Genomic DNA, 19,719 nt, shown 5'->3' on the forward strand with positions numbered 1-19,719 from the left:
GAGGGGTGTGTGTGTACCCACAGGGGATACCTGTGGTCACCCCCTCCCTGCGACAGGATAGGGGGCCCCCCCAAGACCACCCGATTCCCCGGCGGGGGGGGGGGGGGGGGCCCCCCCCCCCCCCCCCGCCCCCGGTCGGCCGGCGGAGTCGGGCTCCCCTACCTGGCCGGCGGGTTGCCCGGCCGGCTGACCGGCTGGTTCCGGTCGGGCCGGTCCGTCACCCGCAGCGTGTTCAGCAGCGGCTTGCCGAATCCGGTGTGCGTGACGAAGCGGAGGTCGAGGACCCCGTCCGTGACCGTGACCGTGTAGGTGCGGGTCAGGGCCGTGTAGCTGCCCGCCTCCAGGGCGACGTCCAGGGACGGCAGGACCTGCGTGCCCTCGGCGAGGACGTCGAAGACCCGCTTGTTCGGCTTGGTGGACGACAGCTCCGCGAAGCCGAGTTCCACCGTGTACGTGCCGTTCGGGACGTTGTCGAAGCGGTACTCGTACATGCCCTCGCGGGCGCTGCGGAAGAGCTGCTGCTCGTCCGTCCCGGCGATGCCGCGGCCGGTGGACCGCACCGAGCTGCTGCCCTGGTAGCCGTACGAGCCGGGGCTGTACTTGCGGTCCGGGGCCCAGCTGTCGCCCAGGGTGTCCGTCACCGCGCGGTCGGAGCCGGCGTCCAGGGCGACCTGGTAGCGCGGCACGACCACCTTGACCGGGACGGTGAGCACCGGGGTGCGGCCGCTCACCGAGCCGATCCGCAGGTCGGCGGTGAGGACCGAGCCGGCGGCCAGGCCGGTGGTGTCGACGGCCAGGGTGACGGTGGCCTTGCCCCCGACCGGCAGGTTCGCCGTGTCGGCGGTGGCCGTCAGCCAGGGCGCGTCCTCGGCCACGGTGACGGCGGTGTCGATGCCGCCGGTGTTGGTGAGGCCGAGGGTGCGGGTGCGCTTGCGGTCGGCGGTGAGGACGACCTCCACCGACGGCTGGGAGGCGGTGACCCGGCCCGTGGCCAGGGACGGGCTGAGCGGGGTGACGTCGCCCGGCTGGACGTTCAGCGCCTCGGTGAGGCCCCGGTACGACTCGGCGAGGACCGTGACGGTGCTCCGGCCGGCCCGGGCCTGGAGGGCGTAGCTGCCGTCGGCCGCGGTGGTCGCCGCGACGGCGTCGCTGCCGGTGCCGACGGTGACGGTCGCGCCCGCGACACCGCCGCCGTCGTTGCCGTCGAGCACGCGGCCCGCGACGACACCGGTCTTGGTGGTGCGGAAGGAGACGGTCATGCCGTCACTGATGACGGGGGTGTTGAAGGAGTACTTGAAGGCGTCCGTGCCGGTCGCGTTCTCCACGCCGACGGTGGCGGTGGAGCCGCCCTTGATGCCGGAGCCGCCGGTCCCCTTGTAGGTGTAGGTGACGCTGCCGTCCTCGCCGACCGCCGCCGCGAACGAGAACTTGTCGGCCTGCGCGGACCAGTGGGCCACGTCCCGCCACTCGATCACGTACTGCCGGTGCGGGGCGGTGCCGGTGACGGCGGTGAAGACGCCCGAGCCGCTGCCGGCCGGGCCGACGACGAGGTCGTCCCAGAAGGGGTAGAGCGCGGCGTTGGGCGTGGCCGTGCTCGGGAGGTCGCCGTTGATGTCGCCGGTGTGGGCGCCGCCGAAGCTGACCGTGCCGTTGGTGCCGATCCACGCCTGCCCGTACGTCTTGCCGTACAGCGGGAGCGGGAACGGCAGGTCGACGCGCTCGGTGGTGTTGTCTCCGGTCAGCGCGAGCTGCCGGGTGCCGGCCTGGTAGGGGCGGCCGCCCGGGATGGAGCAGGCGTAGCCGTAGCCGTCGGTGCGCTCGGGGAGGGCGACGGCGACGGTGGTGTCGCCCGCGACGACCGCCTGCGCGCTGCCGCCGGTGACGCAGCGGGAGGCGTGGGCGGCTCGGATCTCGTAGGTGCCGTGCGGCAGGGTGACCTCGAAGCGGCCCTGGTCGTCGGCGGTCGCGGTGACGGGGGTGTCGGCGACCGTGACGACGGCGCCCGCGGCGGGCCCGGTCGGCGCCGTGACGGTGCCGGTGACCTTGCCGGAGGGGGCCTGCGTGAGGGCGAAGTCGCCGGTGGCGGTGGTGTTCTCGGTGACCGTCGCGGTGGCGGTCTCCTGGCCGTAGCCGAACTTGGCCGCCGTCAGGGTGTACGAGCCCACCGACAGGGAGCGGAAGGAGTAGCTGCCGTCGGCGCCGGTGGTCGCCGTACGGGCGATCGGGCCGGTGGCGGTGACCTTGACGCCGGCGAGCGCGGTGCCGCCGGAGCGGACGGTGCCGCTCAGCGCGCCGGTCGCCCCGCGCGGGGCGTTGGTGACCGCGGCGAGCGCGTCCAGCTTGCCCTCGCCGAAGACGTTGTTGTTGGCGGCGGTGCCACCGCACTGGCCGTTGTCGGTGTCCTGGGCGGAGGCGCCGAGGAGCGCCTCGGTCTGCGCGATGTCGCCCTGCAGGGCGGGGGCGGCGGACCAGAGCAGGGCGACGGTGGCCGCGGTGTGCGGGGAGGCCATCGAGGTGCCGGAGAAGGCCTCGTAGCCGCCGCCGGGGACCGAGGAGCGCACGTTCACGCCGGGCGCGGCGATGTTCGGCTTGACGATGCCGCCGGGGCCCGCTCCGCGCGAGGAGAACGCGGCGATGGTGCCGTTGATGTCGAAGGCGCCGGAGCTGTAGGAGCTGGCGTAGTCGCCGGGGGAGCCGCTCGTGGAGCAGTTGGGGCCGGCGTTGCCGTTGGAGAAGGCGGGGAAGATGCCGGCGGCCCGCCAGGCGTCGACGATCTGGCGGTACCAGTCGTCGTGCGCGGCGCTGCCCCAGGAGTTGTTGACGACGTGCGGGGCGAGGTCGGGGCGCGGGTTCTGCCCGTTCAGGTCGGTCGGGGCGACGATCCACTGGCCGGCGGCGAGGAGGGAGGCCTCGGAGCAGGAGTTGGTCTCGCAGCCCTTCGCGGCGATCCAGCGGGCGCCGGGCGCCACGCCGATCCGGTTGGTGCCGTCGTCGCCGACCATGGTGCCCATGGTGTGGGTGCCGTGGTCGTTGTTGTCACAGGGGGCTGCGGTGGGGCAGACGCCGGCGGGGTCGAACCAGTTGTAGTTGTGGTCGTAGGTCCCGTCGGCGTTCCGGCCGCGGTACTGGGCGGCCACGGCCGGGTGGGTGTGGTCGACGCCGCTGTCGATGTTGGCGACGACGATGCCCTCGCCGCGCACGCCGAACTGGTCCCACACCTGCGGGGCCTTGATCCGGTCGATGTTCCACTCGACGGCGTCGGCCGCCGTCTTCTCCCGCTTGCCGTCGGCGGGGACGGGCAGGGTGACCTTGTCGTCGGCGTCGATGCGGGAGACCTCGGAGCGCTGGGCGAGGGTTGCGGCGAGCTTCTGGGTGCCGACGACGCGGACCGCGTTGACGATCCAGTACGAGGTGTAGTCGGCCTGGGCGCCGTCCAGGGCCTTGATCAGCCCGGCCTGGGAGCGCGCGGCGTGCTCGCGCTTGGTCTTGAGGACCGACTCCGCCTTGGCCGCCCGGGTGGTCTGGCGCTGCGCGGCGCTCAGGTCGGCGGCGCTGTCGAGGTACACCCAGAAGGCGGCTTTGCCCGAGTCGTCGAGCTGGGCGCGGAGCTTGGGCTCGATCTTGCGCTCGGCCGCGCTCGGGGTGGGGCCGGGCTCGGGTGCGGCGGCTGCGGCGCCCGCGCCGAGGGGCAGCAGCAGGACTGCGGTGAGGGCGGCGAGCGCCGCGCGTAAGGGGTGCCGGGATCGACGGGATCGTCGTGTGTCGCGTTGGGCCACGTGTGTCTCCTCGTACGCCGTGTGCAGGTCGTGCGGATAGGACGTGCGTGACGTGCGCGGCAATGGTGAAGGACCAGTCATGCTCACTACAAGACCGCCTAACGAGCCGCAGCCCCCGGCCGGGCCGCCCGGATCGGGCGCGCGTCCGGGGGCGGGGATCGGGGTAGGGCCTCCGGGTGGCCCTCCCGCGGTGGGAGAGCGAGGCTGAGGGCATGACCGGTCCAGCAGCTCGTGAGCCGGCGCCGGACGGCGGGCGGAAGGAGCCCGCCGGCCGCCCCGACGCGGCCCCCGGTACCGGGCCGGGGAGGGCGCCCGAAGGCGCGGGCGGGCCCGCAGTGGCGCTCGACACCGCTCGGGGCCGGTGGATCGTGCTGGTCACGGTGCTCGGCTCGACGATGGCCATGCTCGACTCCACCGTCGTGAACGTCGCCCTGCCCAGCATCGGCCGGGACTTCGGCGCCGACCTGGCCGTCCTCCAGTGGATCGTGAACGCGTACCTGCTGACCCTGGCCGGGCTGATCCTGGTCGGCGGGGCCCTCGGCGACCGCTTCGGGCGGCGCCGGATCTTCGTGGTCGGCGTGGCGTGGTTCGCCACCGCGTCCCTGCTGTGCGGTATCGCCCCCGACGAAGGGGTCCTGATCGCGGCGCGCGCCCTGCAGGGGGTGGGCGGTGCCCTGCTGACCCCGGGATCCCTGGCCCTGATCCAGGGTTCGATCGCGAGCGCGGACCGTGCCCGGGCCGTCGGCCTGTGGTCGGGCTTCGGCGGCGTGGGCGCGGCCGTGGGCCCGTTCCTGGGCGGCTGGCTGGTCGACGGGCCCGGCTGGCGCTGGGTCTTCCTGCTGAACGTGCCCCTGGCCGCGGTGTGCGTACCGGTGGCCCTGCGGCACGTTCCCGAATCACGGGACCCGACGACGCGCGGACGGTTCGACGTGCTCGGCGCGGTACTGGGCGCGGCGGGCCTCGGCCTGGTGACGTACGCGCTGATCGAGGCGCGCTCCGGGTCGCCCGCGGTGATCGCGTCGGCGGTCGTCGGGGTGCTGCTGGCGGTCGCGTTCGTGTACGTGGAGCGGCGGCGGGCCGAGCCGATGATGCCGCCGGACATCTTCGCGTCCCGGCAGTTCACCGCGGTCAACCTGGTCACGCTGTGCGTGTACGCGGCCTTCGGCGGCTTCTTCTTCCTGATCGTGCTCCAGCTCCAGGTGGTCTCCGGCTACTCGGCGCTGGCTGCCGGCGCCGCGCTGCTGCCGACGACCGCGCTGATGCTGCTGCTGTCGTCCCGGGCGGGGGCGCTCGGTGAGCGGATCGGGCCGCGGATCCCGCTGACGGTGGGGCCGCTGCTGTGCGCGGCCGGCATGCTGCTGATGCTGCGGGTGGGGCCGGGGGCCTCCTACGTGCAGGACGTGCTGCCCGGGATGGTCGTGCTGGGCATGGGCATGGTGACGCTGGTGGCGCCGCTGACCGCGACCGTGCTGGCTTCGGTGGACCCGGGCCGGGCGGGCCTCGCCAGCGGCATCAACAACGCCGCGGCGCGGGTGGCCGGCCTGCTGGCCGTGGCGGCGCTCCCGCTGCTGGCCGGCATGGGGCCGGACGCGTACCTCTCCGCGGCCCTCTTCGACAGCGCGTTCGGTCGGGCCATGGTGTGGTGCGCCGGGGCACTGGCCGTCGGCGCGGCCCTGGCCTGGGCGACCGTACGCACGCCCCGGCCGGGGGCGTGCCACCCGCAGTGCCACACCCACTGCGCCCTGACCTCTCCCCCGCTGGAGACGCCGGAGCAGCCCCACCGCTCACCTGACTGAAGTCCCAGCCAGCAACCCCGCGCCCTGACCGGAACTGCGGTCAGGACGCCGCTCGCCCCCGGAGACGGAGCGCATGACCCAGCCGGAGCAGCAACCGGAGCACAGGCTTTGTGCTGGGGCGCCACCGCCGACCTGACGGCCGGTACGGCCGTCGCCGCCGTCGGCGTCGTGTGCCTGGCACGCGTCCGCCGGGCCCGCGACCTGCCCGTCGCCGCGCTGCCGCTGCTGCTCGGCGCCCACCAGCTGGTCGAGGCCGTCGTCTGGCGCGCGGGCGGCGGGTCCGGGCCGGCCACCACCGCCTGGACGGTGATCGCGATGCCCCTGCTCGCGGTGTGGGTGCCGTTCGGCGTCCTGCTCTCGGCCACGCCTGCGGCCCCCCGCCGCCTGTTCTGGCCGGCGGCGGCCGGGCTCGCCACCGCCGCAGTGCTCTCGTACGGCGTCACGAGCCACCCGCCGACGGCCGCGGTCCACGGTCGCGCCCTTGCGTACGGCGTGAATGTTCCGTGGACACCGCTCGTCCTCGCCGGCTACCTCTTCGCCACGCTCGGTGCCCTCCTGCTCGCCGCGGACCGCCGGCTGCGGCTCCTCGGCCGGGTGCTGGCGGCCGGAGCCCTGGCCTGCTCAGCGCTGTGGAGGCTGGAATTCGCCTCCACCTGGTGCGCCTTCGCCGCGATCGCCTCCCTGCTCGTCCTGGGGTGGGTGCGGCGCCGGGAGCCGCCGCCACGGACGGCGTGAGCGGCCGAAAGTTTCCCCTTCACGGGTAGTGACTTCACAACCCCGCGGCAGTAGAACTCGTTCCCATTCCTTCGAGAGTGAGGAACATCACATGAGTGACAGAACCCTGGCCGGAAACGATCCCAAAGGATTCTCGCGGCGCGGATTCATCGCAGGAACAGGTTCCATTCTTGGGGCCGTCGCCCTCGCCGGGCACACCCAGCCCGCCCAGGCCCGCACCCGGTCCGCCGCCCCGGCCGCGGCCGCCGCCGGGCCCATCGAGTCCGGGGCCCGCGTACCGGTCCTGGTCGTCGGCACGGGGTACGGGGGCTCCGTCGCCGCCCTGCGCCTCGCCGAGGCGGGCGTCGACGTCCACATGGTCGAGATGGGCATGGCCTGGGACACGCCCGGGCCCGACGGGAAGGTGTTCTGCAACACCACCAGCCCCGACCACCGCGCCTACTGGCTGCGGACACGGACGAAGCAGCCCCTGAGCAACTTCCTCGGATTCCCCCTCGACAAGGACGTCCCCCGCTACACCGGGATCCTGGACGCCGAGGAGATGGGCGGCATCACCGTCTACCAGGGCCGCGGGGTCGGCGGCGGCTCACTGGTCAACGGGGGCATGGCCGTCACCCCGAGACGGGCGCACTTCCCCGCCATCCTGCCGTCCGTCGACGCCGACGAGATGTACGCCTCCTACTACCCGCGCGCCAACGCCGGGCTCGGTGTCGGCCTGGTCGACCCGGCCTGGTTCGACACGGTGGACTGCTACCAGTTCGCCCGCGTCGGCCGCAAGCACGCCCAGCGCTCCGGGTTCCCCTTCGTCTTCGTCCCGGACGTCTACGACTGGGACTACATGAAGCAGGAGGCCGCCGGGACGGTCCCGAAGTCGGCGGTGGCCGGCGAGATCCTCTACGGCAACAACCACGGCAAGAAGTCCCTCCAGCAGACCTACCTGGCCCGAGCCCGGGCCACCGGCCGGGTCGCCATCTCCGCCCTCCACAAGGTCGTCTCGGTCGCCCCGGCGCCCGGCGGCGGCTACACCGTCACCATCGAGCAGATCGACACCACGGGCACCACCACCGCCACCAAGACCGTGACGGCGGACCGGGTCTTCTTCGCGGCCGGCAGCGTCGGCACCAGCAAACTGCTCGTCCGGATGAAGGCCACCGGCGCCCTCCCCGGCCTGAACGGCGAGATCGGCAAGGGCTGGGGTGACAACGGCAACGTCATGTGCGGGCGCGCCAACCACCTCTGGGACCCCACCGGCAAGGTCCAGGCCTCCATCCCCTGCGGCGGCATCGACAACTGGGACGCCGGCGGCGCCTTCGCGGAGATCGCACCGCTGCCGACCGGCATCGAGACGTACGCCTCCTTCTACCTGTCGATCACCCGCAACCCGCACCGCGCCGAGTTCACGTACGACGCGGCCTCGGGCCGGGTCGGACTGAACTGGCAGACCGCCTGGAAGCAGCCGTCCATCGACATGGCCCGCACCATCTTCGACCGGATCAACGCTCGGGAGGGGACGATCTACCGCAGCGACCTGTTCGGCCTGAACAAGGTCTGGGGCGACCACCTCACCTACCACCCGCTCGGCGGCGCCGTCCTGGACAAGGCCACCGACAACCACGGCCGCCTGCACGGCCACCCGGGCCTGTACGTGATCGACGGCGCGCTGATCCCCGGCAACACCAGCGTGAACCCGTTCGTCACCATCACGGCCCTCGCCGAACGCAACATCGAGAAGATCATCGCCACCGACCTGTAGCGCAGCCCGACTGCGCGGACAAGACCGGGGCCGCCCGATGCGCCGGCCGGCCCCGGAGCCTGGGGGGCCCCCGCCCCTCAGTGGCCCGGCAGGACGCACACGCTGTCGAGGCCGAGGACGTGGTTGAGCCGGCCGAAGGCCAGCCAGGACCCGATGCTCATGGTCAGCTCCACGATCTCCAGCTGGCTGTAGTGCGCGGTCATCCGCTCCCAGAACGCCTCGTCGAGGTGGTGGTGGTCCAGGGTGTACCGCTCGGCGTACTCCGCCGCGAGCCGGGTCCGCCCGTCGAAGCGGTCCGTGGTGCGCCACTCGGTGACCGCGTCGGCGAACTCCTCCTCGACCTTCTCCCCGTCGCGCTCGGTGCGCCAGTCCAGGCAGAAGCCGCACCCGTTGATCTGTGCGACGCGCAGCCGTGCGGCCTCGAACTCGCGCAGCCCCAGGGTGGTGTGGGCGTACACCGACAGCGAGAAGTTCGCGGCGGCCGGCCCGATCCCGGGGACCATGTCGCCCCACACGTACTCGATCGGGTGCTGCCCTTCGGGGACGTCGATCCTCATGGCGGTCATGGCCGTTTCCTTCCGAGTCTGCCGACGGCGGGGCGCAGCGGGATGTCCAGGGCGTCGTAGAGGCCCGGTTCGGCGTCCACCAGCCAGTCGATGGCGCCGACCAGGCGGCCGACGGCGGTCGCGTTGCCGCCGGCCGAGCGGTTCTCGCCCTCGTCGGTGGCCTCGACGGTGACCTCGATGCGGGGGCGGCCCTCGATCACCACGCGGTGGGCGCCGTCGCCGCCGTCGGGCGGCACCGGCCAGTCGGGGGCGCAGGAGGGGTGGATGCGGGTGACGTGTTCGATGACGAGGCGGGGTTCGCCGTCGACGATGCCCTGCACCTCGAAGCGGATCGCGCCCTGGGTGCCGGCCTCGAAGACGCCCATGGTCCGGGTGGTGACGGTGGCTTCGAGGGGGCGGCGGTCCACCGTCTCGCGGATCTCGTCGAGTTCGACGCCGAGGGCGCGGGCCATCATGCGGATCTGGCCGCCCCACACCATGGTCGGGACGGACGGCAGGAGCATCATCGGCTGGTGGTCCATGGGCCGGCCCATGCCGACGAGGTCGCGTACGGAGTCGGGCTGGTCGTAGGTGGAGTAGTCGAAGACCTCCTGGCAGCGGATGCCGTCGATGGCGGTTCCCAGGCCGCTGACCAGGAGCGGGAGCACGTCGTTGCCCCAGCCGGGGTCGACGCCGGAGGCGAACAGCGAGCCGCCGCCCGCCGCGATGGCGGCCGCCACCGGGTCACGGAACTCCGGCGGGGCGCTGCGGTGGTCGTAGAGCGGGTAGAGGGCGGGGCTGACGACGACCGCCCCGGCCCGGATCGCCCGGGTGATGTCGGCGAGGGCGCCGTCGGGGCGGACGTCGCCGGTGGCCGCGTAGACGACGGCCCGGGGCCGGGTCGCGAGCACGGCCTCGGCGTCGTCGGTGGCGATCACCCCGGTGTCGTGGTCTAGGCCGGCGAGCCGGCCCGCGTCGCGGCCGACCTTGTCGGGATGGTGGACGATGACGGCGGCCAGTTGCAGCGCCGGATGGGCTTCCACGGCACGGATGGCCAGACGGCCGACGTTGCCGGTGCCCCAGACAACCGTGGGAATCATGCGCGGAGGGTAGCGGCAGGATCCCGAGGTTCCCAGAGCCGCGCGGGGAAATCTCCGCGGGCCGCCGCTCCTACTGGTTCTGGCCGCCGAGGAGGAAGAGGAGGTAGACGAAGAAGGCGAAGAGGTGGCCGACGAACAGGTAGGCGACCAGCCGGATCAGCAGTCCGCGCGGGAACTTCATCTGCATGTTCATGGGGTGCTCCTCGGATTTCAGGGGTGGGTGGTCGGGCGGCCGCCGCTGCCGGCGCCCGGGCCGGCGCCGCGGACGGTGCTGCTGCCTCCGAGGCACAGGCCGGCGAGGCTGCTCTGCAACAGCGTGTGGACGAACAGCAGGTCGGCTCCGGAGCCGGTGGCCGCGGCGATCCGGTGCGGGGTGAGCGAGTCGAAGTGGGCGCTGTCGCCGGCTTCCAGCAGGTACTCGGTCTCGCCCAGGTGGAGCCGCAGCCGTCCCTTGAGGACGTACAGCCACTCCTCGCCGGGATGGACGCGGACCAGCTCGCCCGGGCTGCGCTCGCCGTACGGGACGTGCACGCGCAGCGCCTGCATGCCGCGGCCCGAGCCGCCGGCCTGCCAGTACGTCCAGCCGTCGGCCTCGCGGGCCCCCGGACCGCCCGCGCGTACGATGGGATCGGCCGCGGCGGGGGTCTCGCCGAGCAGCTCGGAGACCGTCGTACCGTAGGTGCGGGCGAGCCCGAGCAGCAGCGGCAACGAGGGCTGGCGCCGCCCGGTCTCCAGGCGGGAGAGGTGGGCGGGCGAGAGCCGGGCCCGCGCGGCGGCGGCCTCCAGCGTCAGTCCGGCGCGCCGGCGCAGCTCGCGCAGCTGCGGGGCCACGGCGGGCAGCTCGTCGGCTTCGGTGCCGGGGTCGGTGTCGGTGTCGGCGGAACCGTCGGGACCGGCCGGACCGGGAGGACCAGGTGTCATGCCTCGATTGAGCCAGAACCTTGCCTGAGTGGCAATCCGCCTTACCTCTGAGGCAAAACCGCCGCGCGGGCCGGGCTACGAACCGGTCTGCGGCCGGCCGAGCACCGTCTCCACCGTGTCCGCCTCGTCCGCGCTCTTGTCCGGCCGGTGCCGCAGCACCCGCGCGAAGCGCAGCGCCACCCCGGCCGGGTAGCGCGGGGAGCGCTGCAGGCCGTCGTACGCGATCTCGACGACCAGCTCCGGCCGGACCCGCACGGTGTACCCGTCGTCCTCCACCGCCAGTTCCTGCAGGCGGCCGGTCTGCCAGCGCAGCATCTCGTCGGTCAGCCCCTTGAAGGTCTTGCCCAGCATGGCGTACGAGCCGCCGCCGGCCCGCGCGCCCAGGTGCAGGTTCGACAGCATCCCCGTGCGCCGGCCGTGGCCCCATTCGGCGGCGAGCACGACGAGGTCCAGGGTGTGCACGGGTTTGACCTTGAGCCAGTACCTGCCGCGCCGGCCGGCGGCGTACACGGAGTCGAGGGACTTGGCCATGACCCCCTCGTGGCCGCGGCGCAGGGTCTCGGCCCAGAACTCCTCGGCCTCCTCCGCCTGGGCCGCCGGGTCCTCGACGACGAGCCGGCGGACCCGGGCGTCCTCCGGTACGAGCGCGGCGAGGACGGCGTACCGCTCGCGGACCGGCAGGTCTAGGAGGACGTCGTCGCCGGCGGCGAGCACGTCGAAGAAGCACGGGGCGACGGGCAGGGTCCTGCGGGCCGTCTCGACGTCGATCCGGGACCCGACGCGGCTCGCGACGTCCTGGAAGGGCACCGGGCGGCCGTCCGGGCCCAGACCGATGACCTCGCCGTCCAGGATGAACCGCTCCCCCGCACAGTCCCGCGCCGCCCGCACCACCTCCGGCAGCCGGTCGGTGATCTCGTCGAGGGAGCGCGTGTAGACGTGGACGGCGTCGCCGTCACGGTGCACCTGCACCCGGATCCCGTCGAGCTTCTCCTCCACCGCGCAGGGCCCCAGCGCGGCCAGCGCCTCGGCCACCGACCCGGCGGTGTTCGCCAGCATCGGCTGCACGGGCTGCCCGACGCGGAGGGTGACCTCGCGGAGCACGGCCGGACCCCCGGCGAGGACCGCCGCGCCCACCCGGGGCAGGGAGCCGTCCAGCATCACGGCCCGGCGCAGCTCGGCTGCCGGCACCCCGGCGGCCGCGGCCACGCCCTCCAGGGCCACCGCGTCCAGGGCGCCCTGGCGGACCTCGCCGGACAGCAGGCTGCGCAGGAACCGCTGCTCGGGCTCGGTGGCGGCGGCGAACAGGGCGTCGACGAGCCGGTTGCGCGCGGCCTGGGAACCGGGGCCGGCCAGGGCGGCGAGCTCGGTCACCGCCGCGTCGACCGCGGCAACGCCGAGGGTGGGCCGGTCGGCGGGTGCGACGGGCCGGCCGAGGGTGCGCCAGCCCAGGCCGGGCCGGCCCTGCGGGAGCCGCCCGGAGAGGTACGAGATGACCAGGGCGGCCTCGTCCGCGGGCACGGCCGCGAACACCTCCGCGAGCAGGGAGGTCTTACGGGACCGGGCGGAGGTCCCGGCGACCTCCCGGGACACCCGCGCGACCTCGGCGAGCAACATGCGGCCATCCTCCCGCCCCCCGGCCCACACCGCAGGCCGGGCGTCGGAAGATCCAGCCCTCCGGGGAAGATCCAGCCCGGGCAAAATCCAGCCCCTCCGGCATTGGAGGAGCGGGGTCCGGGGCGGAGCCCCGGAAGCTCGGGCAGCGGCGGCCGGGGTCGCGATCCCCGGTTTCGGGAACGGGCGGGGCGGGGGAAGACGGCCAGCGGGGCGCACCCCGCAGCCGGAGCACGCGGCGGGACGGCGGGCCGAACCCGCGGCGGGACGGCGGGCCGAACCCGCGGGCGTACCGCAGCCGCGGTACGCCCGCGGCCGCCCGGGTAGTCCTCAAGGAGGTCGGCGGCTCCGCCCAGGGGCGCTCAGCCGGCCCCGGTACGCCGTCTAGGGTGCCCGTATGACGCTCCGACCACCGAAGCCCCCGCTGCCCCGGCGCGGCCGAAACCGCCTGCTCGCGGGCGCGGCCGCGCTCGCCGTCGTCGCGGGCGCCGGGACCTGGACGGCCGCCGCTTCGGGCGGGGAGCCGCCCGTACGCCGCGAGGACCGGGTGCTGCAGTCGGCGGACATCGGCATCGACACCTCGTACTTCACCGCTCCGGGCCCGCAGAAGCGTCCCGCCGTGCTGCTGGGCCACGGCTTCGGCGGCAGCAAGGACGACGTCCGTGCGCAGGCGGAGCGGCTGGCGCGGGACGGGTACGCGGTGCTCACCTGGTCGGCCCGCGGCTTCGGCCGCTCGGGCGGACAGATCGGCCTGAACGACCCCGAGTACGAGGTCAAGGACGTCTCCCGACTGCTCGACTGGCTCGCGGCGCGGCCCGAGGTGCAGCTCGACGCCGCCGGGGACCCGCGGGTCGGCGTCGCCGGGGCCTCGTACGGCGGGGCGGTCGCGCTGCTCGCCGCCGGGTACGACCACCGGGTGGACGCGATCGCCCCGCAGATCACGTACTGGAACCTCGCGGACTCCCTCTTCCCGCAGGGCGTGTTCAAGAAGCTGTGGGCGGGGCTGTTCTTCACCACCGGTTCGGCGGGCGGCGTGCAGCCGGGCCGTCCGACGGAGCCGTCCGCGGCTGCCGCCGCGGCGGGAGCTTCGGCGTGCGGCCGGTTCCGGCCCGAGCTGTGCGCCATGTACGAGCGGGTCGCGGCGGCCGGGAAGCCCGACGCCGAGGCCCGCGCGCTGCTGGAGCGGCGCAGTCCCTCGGCGGTCGCGGACCGGATCAGGGTTCCGGCGCTGATCGTGCAGGGCCAGGACGACTCCCTCTTCCCGCTGGACCAGGCCGACGCCATGGCCCGGGCCATCGCCGCGAACGGCGCGCCCGTGGCCGTCGACTGGGCGGCCGGCGGGCACGACGGCGGGATGCGCGAGGCGGGCCGCGTCGAGGCCCGGGTGACGGCCTGGTTCGACCGCCATCTCAAGGGCGGGACGGGCACGGACACCGGACCGGCGTTCCGCGTATCGCGCTCCGGGGGCATCGACTCCACCGACGGCACGGTGCGGTTGCGCGGCGCGAGCGGCGAGGCCTACCCCGGGCTGACCGCGGGCCGCCGGGAGTTCGCCCTGAGGGGCGGCGGAGGGGGCGGCCGGGAGCAGACCTTCGCCAACCCGGCGGGCGGCACGCCGGCCGCGATGTCCTCCGTCCCGGGGATCGGCGGGCAGTTGGCCGCCTTCGGGGCCGGGCTGGCCGGGCTGTCGATGGATTTCCCCGGGCAGCACGCCCGGTTCGACTCGGAGCCGCTCTCCGAGGAGGTGCGGATCACCGGCACGCCGACGGTCGCGCTGACCGTGCGGTCGACGGCCGCCGACGGATCGGCCGTCCTGTTCGGCAAGGTGTACGACGTGGGGCCGGACGGGCGGCAGCAGGTGCTGCCGCACCAGCTGGTCGCCCCGCTGCGGGTGGAGGACGCGCAGCAGGGCCGGACCGTGGAGCTGCGGCTGCCCGCCGTCGACCATGCCGTGCAGGCCGGGCACCGGCTGCGGCTCGTCGTGGCGGCCACCGACCTCGGCTACGCCTCCCCGACGGCCCCGGCCTCCTACACGGTCGCGGTGCAGGGCCCGCTGGCGGTGCCCGTCGCCGACGGGGTGCGCACGGCCGCGGCGGTGCTGCCCGCCTGGACCTGGGGCCTGCCGCTGGGCGCGGTGCTGCTGGCGGCGGCACTGCTGGGGATCCGCCGCCCCGGCCGGACCGGGGCCGCGGCAGGTCCGCAGGGCCGGTCGCGGCCCGGCGGCCCGGGGGCCGCGGCGCTCCCCACCCCCGGGCCGGGCGACGACGTCCCCCTGGACATCAGGGGGCTGACGAAGCGGTACGCGAAGGGGCAGGACCGGTACGCGGTGCGGGACCTGTCATTCCGGGTGGAGCGGGGCCAGGTGCTGGGCCTGCTCGGGCCGAACGGCGCCGGGAAGACCACCACGCTGCGGATGCTGATGGGACTGATCACCCCGGACGCCGGGGAGATCCGGGTGTTCGGGCACCCGGTGCGGCCCGGCGCCCCGGTGCTGTCGCGGGTCGGGGCCTTCGTCGAGGGGGCCGGGTTCCTGCCGCACCTGTCGGGGCGGGCCAATCTGGAGCTGTACTGGCGGGCCACCGGGCGGCCGGCCGGGGACGCGCACATGGCGGAGGCCCTGGAGATCGCCGGGCTCGGCGACGCGCTGGAGCGCGCGGTGCGCACGTATTCGCAGGGCATGCGGCAGCGGCTCGCCATCGCCCAGGCCATGCTCGGGCTGCCCGACCTGCTGATCCTCGACGAGCCGACGAACGGCCTGGACCCGCCGCAGATCCGGGAGATGCGCGACGTGATGGTCCGGTACGCCGCGGCCGGCCGCACGGTGATCGTCTCCAGCCATCTGCTGTCGGAGGTGGAGCAGTCCTGCACGCACCTGGTGGTCATGGACCGCGGGCAGCTGGTGCAGGCGGGCGGGGTCGCCGAGATCACCGGCCGCGGGGACACCCTGCTGGTGGCGGTCGACGGGCCGGTGGACGAGGGGACCGTCGCGAAGGTGGCGGCCCTGGAGGGCGTGGAGTCCGCCGAGCCGTACGAGGAGGGGCTGCTCGTACGACTCGGCGGTGCGACGGCCGCGGAACTGGTCGCCGAACTGGTGCGGCTGGAGGTGCCGGTGAGCGGCGTGGGCCCGCACCGGCGGCTGGAGGACGCTTTCCTGACCCTGATCGGAGGAACACCGTGAGCGGCGCGAGCGGTCTGAGCGGTGTGAAGAGCGCGGGGGCCACCGCGGCGGAAGGGGCTCCCGGCTACCGGCCGGGCCGTACCCTGCCGCTGCGCGTGGAGGCCCTGCGGCAGTGGCGCCGGCGCCGGACGCTGGTCATGGGCGGGGTGCTCGCCGCGCTGCCCTTCGTGATGATCGTCGCGTTCGCGGTGGGCGGCGGGCGGGACGGCGGCGGGGGCCGGGACGGCCGGATCACGTTCATCGACACGGCGACGGCCTCGGGCGCGAACTTCGCGGCCACCTGCCTGTTCGTGTCTGCCGGTTTCCTGCTGGTGGTGCCGGTGGCCCTGTTCTGCGGGGACGCGGTGGCGTCGGAGGCGAACTGGTCGTCGCTGCGCTACCTGCTGGCCTCGCCGGTGCCCCGGGCGCGGCTGCTGTGGAGCAAGCTGGTGGTGGCGCTGGGCTTCAGCCTGGCGGCGATCGTGCTGCTGCCGGCGGTGGCGCTGGCGGCGGGTACGGTCGCGTACGGACGGGGGCCGCTGAAGCTGCCGGCGGGCGGGGTGCTGGAGGCCGGGGACGCGCTGCCGCGGCTCGCGCTGGTGGTGGCGTACGTCTTCGTGTCCCAGCTGGTCACGGCCGGTCTGGCGTTCTGGCTGTCGACGCGGACGGACGCGCCGCTGGGCGCGGTGGGCGGGGCGGTCGGCCTGACGATCGTCGGCAACGTGCTGGACGCGGTGACGGCGTTGGGGTCCTGGCGCGAGTTCCTGCCCGCGCACTGGCAGTTCGCGTGGGCGGACGCCCTCCAGCCGCACCTGGAGTGGGCGGGCATGGTGAAGGGGACGGCCGTCTCGGTGTCCTGCGCGATCGTCCTGGTCGCGCTCGCGTTCCGGGGCTTCGCCCGAAAGGACATCGTGTCCTGAACCGTCCGCCCGCAGGAGCCGTGGCCGGCCCGGGACCCGTTCGGGGTCCCGGGCCGGCTGCGTCTCACACCGCGCGCCCGGGGGTTCCGGCGACCGCGTCGATCTCGGCGAGGAGCTCCGGCTCCAGCGGGCGGTCGGCGACGGCGGCGTTGGCGCGGACCTGCTCGGCCGAGGTGGCGCCCGCGATGACGGAGGCGCAGCCGGGCTGGGCGGACAGCCAGCCGATGGCGAGTTCGAGGATGCTGCGGCCGTGCCGGTCGGCGATGGCGGCCAACGCCTCGACGGTGTCGAGCCGCGCCTCGGTCAGGTAGGCGTCGCGCCCCTCCAGCCGGGATCCGGCCGGTACGGGCGCGCCCCGCCGGATCTTGCCGGTGAGCAGGCCGTTGGCGAGGGGGAAGTACGGGAGGACGCCGAGGCCGTAGTGCCGGGCGGCCGGGACGAGTTCCGCCTCGGCCGAGCGCTGCAGCAGCGACCACTCGTTCTGCGCCGATACGAACGGCACCGCGCCCGTTTCGCGTGCGACGTGGGCGGCTTCGGCGAGCTGCCAGCCGCTGAGGTTGGAGTGCCCGATGTAGCGGATCTTGCCCTCGGTGACGAGCTCGGTGAGCGCGGCCAGGGTCTCGGCGACGGGGGTGGCCGGGTCGGGGCTATGCAGCTGGTACAGGTCGATGTGGGCGGTGCCCAGGCGGCGCAGGGACTCCTCGACGGCGCGCCGGATGTAGGCGCGGCTGCCGCGGGAGCCGGCAGCGGGCCCGTAGCCCATGTCCACGCCGTCGTAGCCGAACTTGGTGGCGAGGACGACCTGGTCGCGGCGGCCCTTGAGGGCCTCGCCGAGGTGGGACTCGGACCCTCCGCGGTCGCCGTAGATGTCGGCGGTGTCGAGGAGGGTGATCCCGGCGTCGAGGGCCGCGTCCACGACGGACCGGGTGGCCCGGGCGTCGAGCCGGCCGCCGAAGTTGTTGCAGCCGAGGCCGACGGCGGAGACCAGGAGTCCTGAACTGCCCAGGGGCAGGTAGCGCATGAGGGTTCCTCCACCCTTGTCGTTCATGATCGTTGGGCGAACGGCCAGTCTAGGCACGGGAGGACGGGTGGCGGCGGGGACGCGGTCGGACACGGCGCCGAGGACGCGGTCGCGTGGCGTCGGGGTCGTTCGACGCCCGGGGAGGACACTCCGGTGACGGGCGGCTCCGGGCGGTGGCATAGCGTGCCCCGCATGCATCAGGATCATATGACCGGACACGGCGAGGGGGCCGCCCGGCGGCGCTTCCTCACCCTCGCGACGGGGGCGGCCACCGCGGCCGGCCTCGGGGCCGTGGCCGGCTGCGGGACCGGCGACGCCGACGGGGCGAAGGCCCCCGGAGCCGGCGGGGGGCCGGCCGCGGACGGACCGGCGGTGCCGGGCGGCGGGACGGCCGCCGCACCGGGCGGCGGCTTCGACGTCAAGGCCGAGAACGCCAGGCCCGGCAACGCCGACTGGCACGTGGCCAAGGCCGGGCCGGCCCGCGCCATCGAGGGCTTCGCCGACAAGGTGAGCGTGCTGCCCGGCGAGCCGTTCGGCCTGCACGTGTCGACCACCGCACCCCGGTTCACCGTCTCCGCCTACCGGATGGGCTGGTACGGCGGCGCCCGGGCCCGCCTGGTGTGGCGCTCCGAGGCCCTGCCCGGGGTGCGGCAGCCGGAGCACACCGTGGATCCGGCGACCCGGACGGTCCGCGCCCGGTGGCCCCGTACGACCACCGTCGACACCAAGGGCTGGCCCGAGGGCTGCTACCTGCTGCGGCTCGACGCGCAGGGCGGCGAGGGCCAGCGCTTCGTGCCGGTCACGGTGCGGTCGGCGGCCGCCGCCGGGCGTACGGTCGTCGTCAACGCGGTGGCGACCTGGCAGGCGTACAACCGGTGGGGCGGCTACAGCAGCTACGACGGCCCGAGCGGCGGGTTCGCCTCCCGCTCCCTGGCCGTGACCTTCGACCGGCCGTACGACTACGACGACGGCGCCGGCCTGTTCCTCGTGTACGAGGCCCCGCTGCTCGCCCTGGCCGAGCGGCTCGGCATCCCGCTGGCCTACGCGACGACCAGTGACGTGGCGCGCGAGAAGCGGCTGCTGAACGGGGCGGCGGCGGTGCTGTCCCTCGGGCACGACGAGTACTGGTCGCCGGAGCAGCGCGCCCACTTCACCGCCGCCCGCGACGCGGGCACCAACCTCGCCTTCCTGGGCGCGAACTGCTGCTTCCGGCGGATCCGGCTGGAGCCCTCCGAACTGGGGCCCGAGCGCACCGTCGTCTGCTACAAGTCCTCCTACGACCGGGACCCCGGACACGAGCGGGGCCACCCGGCGACCACCGACTTCCGTTCGGCGCCGGGCGCCGACCCGGAGAGCTCGCTCCTCGGCGTGATCTACGACGGCTACCCGGTGGACGCCCCGTACGTGGTGACCAACCCGGGGCACTGGCTCTTCGAGGGCACCGGCGCCAAGGCGGGCGACCGCTTCGCCCACCTGGTGGGCGTGGAGTACGACAAGGTCAACACCGGCTTCCCGACGCCCCGGCCGATCGAGATCCTGGCGCACTCCCCGGTGGTGTGCGAAGGCCGGCCCAGCCACCAGGACACCGCGTACTACACGGTCCCGAGCGGCGCGGGCGTCTTCGCCACCGGAACCATGCGCTGGGTGGAGGCCCTGGACGCGACCGGCGACGGCAGCAGCGGCGCCGACCACGGCCTGGACGCGAGGGCGGGCGCCCTGACCACCCGCGTGACGGAGAACCTGCTCCGCGCCTTCGCGGCGGGCCCGGCGGGCCGCACGCACCCGGCCCGGGACAACGTGAAGGAGGTGTACGGGTAGGGGGCGTGGGCGCCCCGCCCGATCGGTGGACTCCCCCCGGAACGGACGTCTAGGATCGTGATCACGGCATCGCGTGTCGGTCACCGACCGGGTGAGGCATGGAGGTGCCCGTGATGTGCCTTGCGGAGGCATTCACACATGTCAGTCATGCTGAACCACACGATCGTCCGTTCCCGGGACAACCGGGAGTCCGCCGCCTTCCTCGCCGACCTCCTCGGCCTTGAGGTCGGCGAGGAATGGGGACCGTTCGTCCCCGTCGAAACCGCCAACGGCGTCACCCTGGACTTCGCGACCGTCCCGGCGGAGTCCATCACCGTCCAGCACTACGCCTTCCTGGTCTCCGAAGCGGAGTTCGACGTCTCGTACGAGAAGATCCGGGCGGCCGGGATCCAGTACTGGGCCGACCCCCAGCAGAAGCACCCGGGCGAGATCAACCACAACGACGGCGGCCGCGGGGTCTACTTCCTGGACCCGTCCGGCCACGCCCTGGAGCTGATCACCCGCCCCTACGGCTATCAGGAGACCGCGGCCGGGTAGGCGCTGCGCCGGCCGTGCTCCCCCGCCGG

14 protein-coding genes are annotated in these 19,719 nt (G+C 74.4%); 7 read left to right on the top strand and 7 right to left on the bottom strand.

Annotated features, from left to right (window positions below; all coding sequences use genetic code 11):
• Positions 1–158: 158 nt before the first annotated feature.
• Entirely contained in the window at positions 159–3,776 is a 3,618-nt protein-coding gene (locus tag ACZ4VL_RS08810; protein WP_468197450.1) for a S8 family serine peptidase, read from the bottom strand.
• A 212-nt stretch (positions 3,777–3,988) separates the two neighbouring features.
• Between ACZ4VL_RS08810 and ACZ4VL_RS08815 the strand changes: the two genes are divergently transcribed.
• The 3 genes from ACZ4VL_RS08815 to ACZ4VL_RS08825 all read left to right on the top strand — a co-directional run bounded on the left by ACZ4VL_RS08815 (position 3,989) and on the right by ACZ4VL_RS08825 (position 8,060).
• On the top strand, positions 3,989–5,572 hold the full coding sequence (locus ACZ4VL_RS08815; protein ID WP_468197451.1) for an MFS transporter: 1,584 nt from the start codon (positions 3,989–3,991) through the stop codon (positions 5,570–5,572).
• A gap of 108 nt (positions 5,573–5,680) precedes the next feature.
• On the top strand, positions 5,681–6,307 hold the full coding sequence (locus ACZ4VL_RS08820; RefSeq protein ID WP_468197452.1) for a DUF6629 family protein: 627 nt from the start codon (positions 5,681–5,683) through the stop codon (positions 6,305–6,307).
• A 91-nt stretch (positions 6,308–6,398) separates the two neighbouring features.
• The gene (locus ACZ4VL_RS08825; protein ID WP_468197455.1) at positions 6,399–8,060 is read left to right on the top strand and encodes a GMC oxidoreductase; all 1,662 of its coding nucleotides are present in this window, start codon (positions 6,399–6,401) and stop codon (positions 8,058–8,060) included.
• Between the two features lie 77 nt (positions 8,061–8,137).
• Here ACZ4VL_RS08825 and ACZ4VL_RS08830 read toward each other — a convergent pair whose 3' ends face one another.
• From ACZ4VL_RS08830 to ACZ4VL_RS08850, 5 genes are all read right to left on the bottom strand, one after another.
• Positions 8,138–8,617: a carboxymuconolactone decarboxylase family protein gene (locus ACZ4VL_RS08830; RefSeq protein WP_468197706.1), complete on the bottom strand. Its 480-nt coding sequence runs from the start codon at positions 8,615–8,617 to the stop codon at positions 8,138–8,140.
• 5 nt (positions 8,618–8,622) lie between these two features.
• Positions 8,623–9,705: an NAD(P)H-dependent amine dehydrogenase family protein gene (locus tag ACZ4VL_RS08835; RefSeq protein ID WP_468197457.1), complete on the bottom strand. Its 1,083-nt coding sequence runs from the start codon at positions 9,703–9,705 to the stop codon at positions 8,623–8,625.
• A 70-nt stretch (positions 9,706–9,775) separates the two neighbouring features.
• Positions 9,776–9,898, bottom strand: coding sequence for a DUF6126 family protein (locus ACZ4VL_RS08840; RefSeq protein ID WP_468197460.1), 123 nt, complete (start codon positions 9,896–9,898; stop codon positions 9,776–9,778).
• A 17-nt stretch (positions 9,899–9,915) separates the two neighbouring features.
• On the bottom strand, positions 9,916–10,626 hold the full coding sequence (locus tag ACZ4VL_RS08845) for a helix-turn-helix domain-containing protein (protein WP_468197463.1): 711 nt from the start codon (positions 10,624–10,626) through the stop codon (positions 9,916–9,918).
• Between the two features lie 75 nt (positions 10,627–10,701).
• On the bottom strand, positions 10,702–12,240 hold the full coding sequence (locus ACZ4VL_RS08850; protein ID WP_468197464.1) for an ATP-dependent DNA ligase: 1,539 nt from the start codon (positions 12,238–12,240) through the stop codon (positions 10,702–10,704).
• A gap of 394 nt (positions 12,241–12,634) precedes the next feature.
• Here ACZ4VL_RS08850 and ACZ4VL_RS08855 point away from each other — a divergent pair, with 394 nt between their 5' ends.
• Together ACZ4VL_RS08855 and ACZ4VL_RS08860 are read left to right on the top strand one after the other, a co-directional pair.
• The gene (locus tag ACZ4VL_RS08855) at positions 12,635–15,415 is read left to right on the top strand and encodes an alpha/beta fold hydrolase (RefSeq protein ID WP_468197466.1); all 2,781 of its coding nucleotides are present in this window, start codon (positions 12,635–12,637) and stop codon (positions 15,413–15,415) included.
• Positions 15,412–16,314 (top strand): ABC transporter permease, encoded by a 903-nt coding sequence (locus tag ACZ4VL_RS08860; protein WP_468197468.1) that lies wholly within the window; start codon positions 15,412–15,414, stop codon positions 16,312–16,314. The genes ACZ4VL_RS08855 and ACZ4VL_RS08860 overlap by 4 nt, the downstream gene beginning before the upstream one ends.
• 64 nt (positions 16,315–16,378) lie before the next feature.
• Here the strand turns inward: ACZ4VL_RS08860 and ACZ4VL_RS08865 are convergent, their stop codons facing one another.
• Entirely contained in the window at positions 16,379–17,335 is a 957-nt protein-coding gene (locus ACZ4VL_RS08865) for an aldo/keto reductase (RefSeq protein WP_468197471.1), read from the bottom strand.
• A 192-nt stretch (positions 17,336–17,527) separates the two neighbouring features.
• On the opposite strand from ACZ4VL_RS08865, the gene ACZ4VL_RS08870 reads away from it, so the two are divergent.
• Both ACZ4VL_RS08870 and ACZ4VL_RS08875 read left to right on the top strand, forming a co-directional pair.
• The gene (locus ACZ4VL_RS08870) at positions 17,528–19,153 is read left to right on the top strand and encodes a N,N-dimethylformamidase beta subunit family domain-containing protein (protein WP_468197473.1); all 1,626 of its coding nucleotides are present in this window, start codon (positions 17,528–17,530) and stop codon (positions 19,151–19,153) included.
• A 138-nt stretch (positions 19,154–19,291) separates the two neighbouring features.
• Positions 19,292–19,690, top strand: a complete 399-nt coding sequence (locus tag ACZ4VL_RS08875) for a VOC family protein (protein WP_468197475.1) — start codon at positions 19,292–19,294, stop codon at positions 19,688–19,690.
• Positions 19,691–19,719 lie beyond the last annotated feature (29 nt).

The sequence above is a fragment of the Streptomyces sp. NPDC029014 genome (assembly GCF_055564695.1).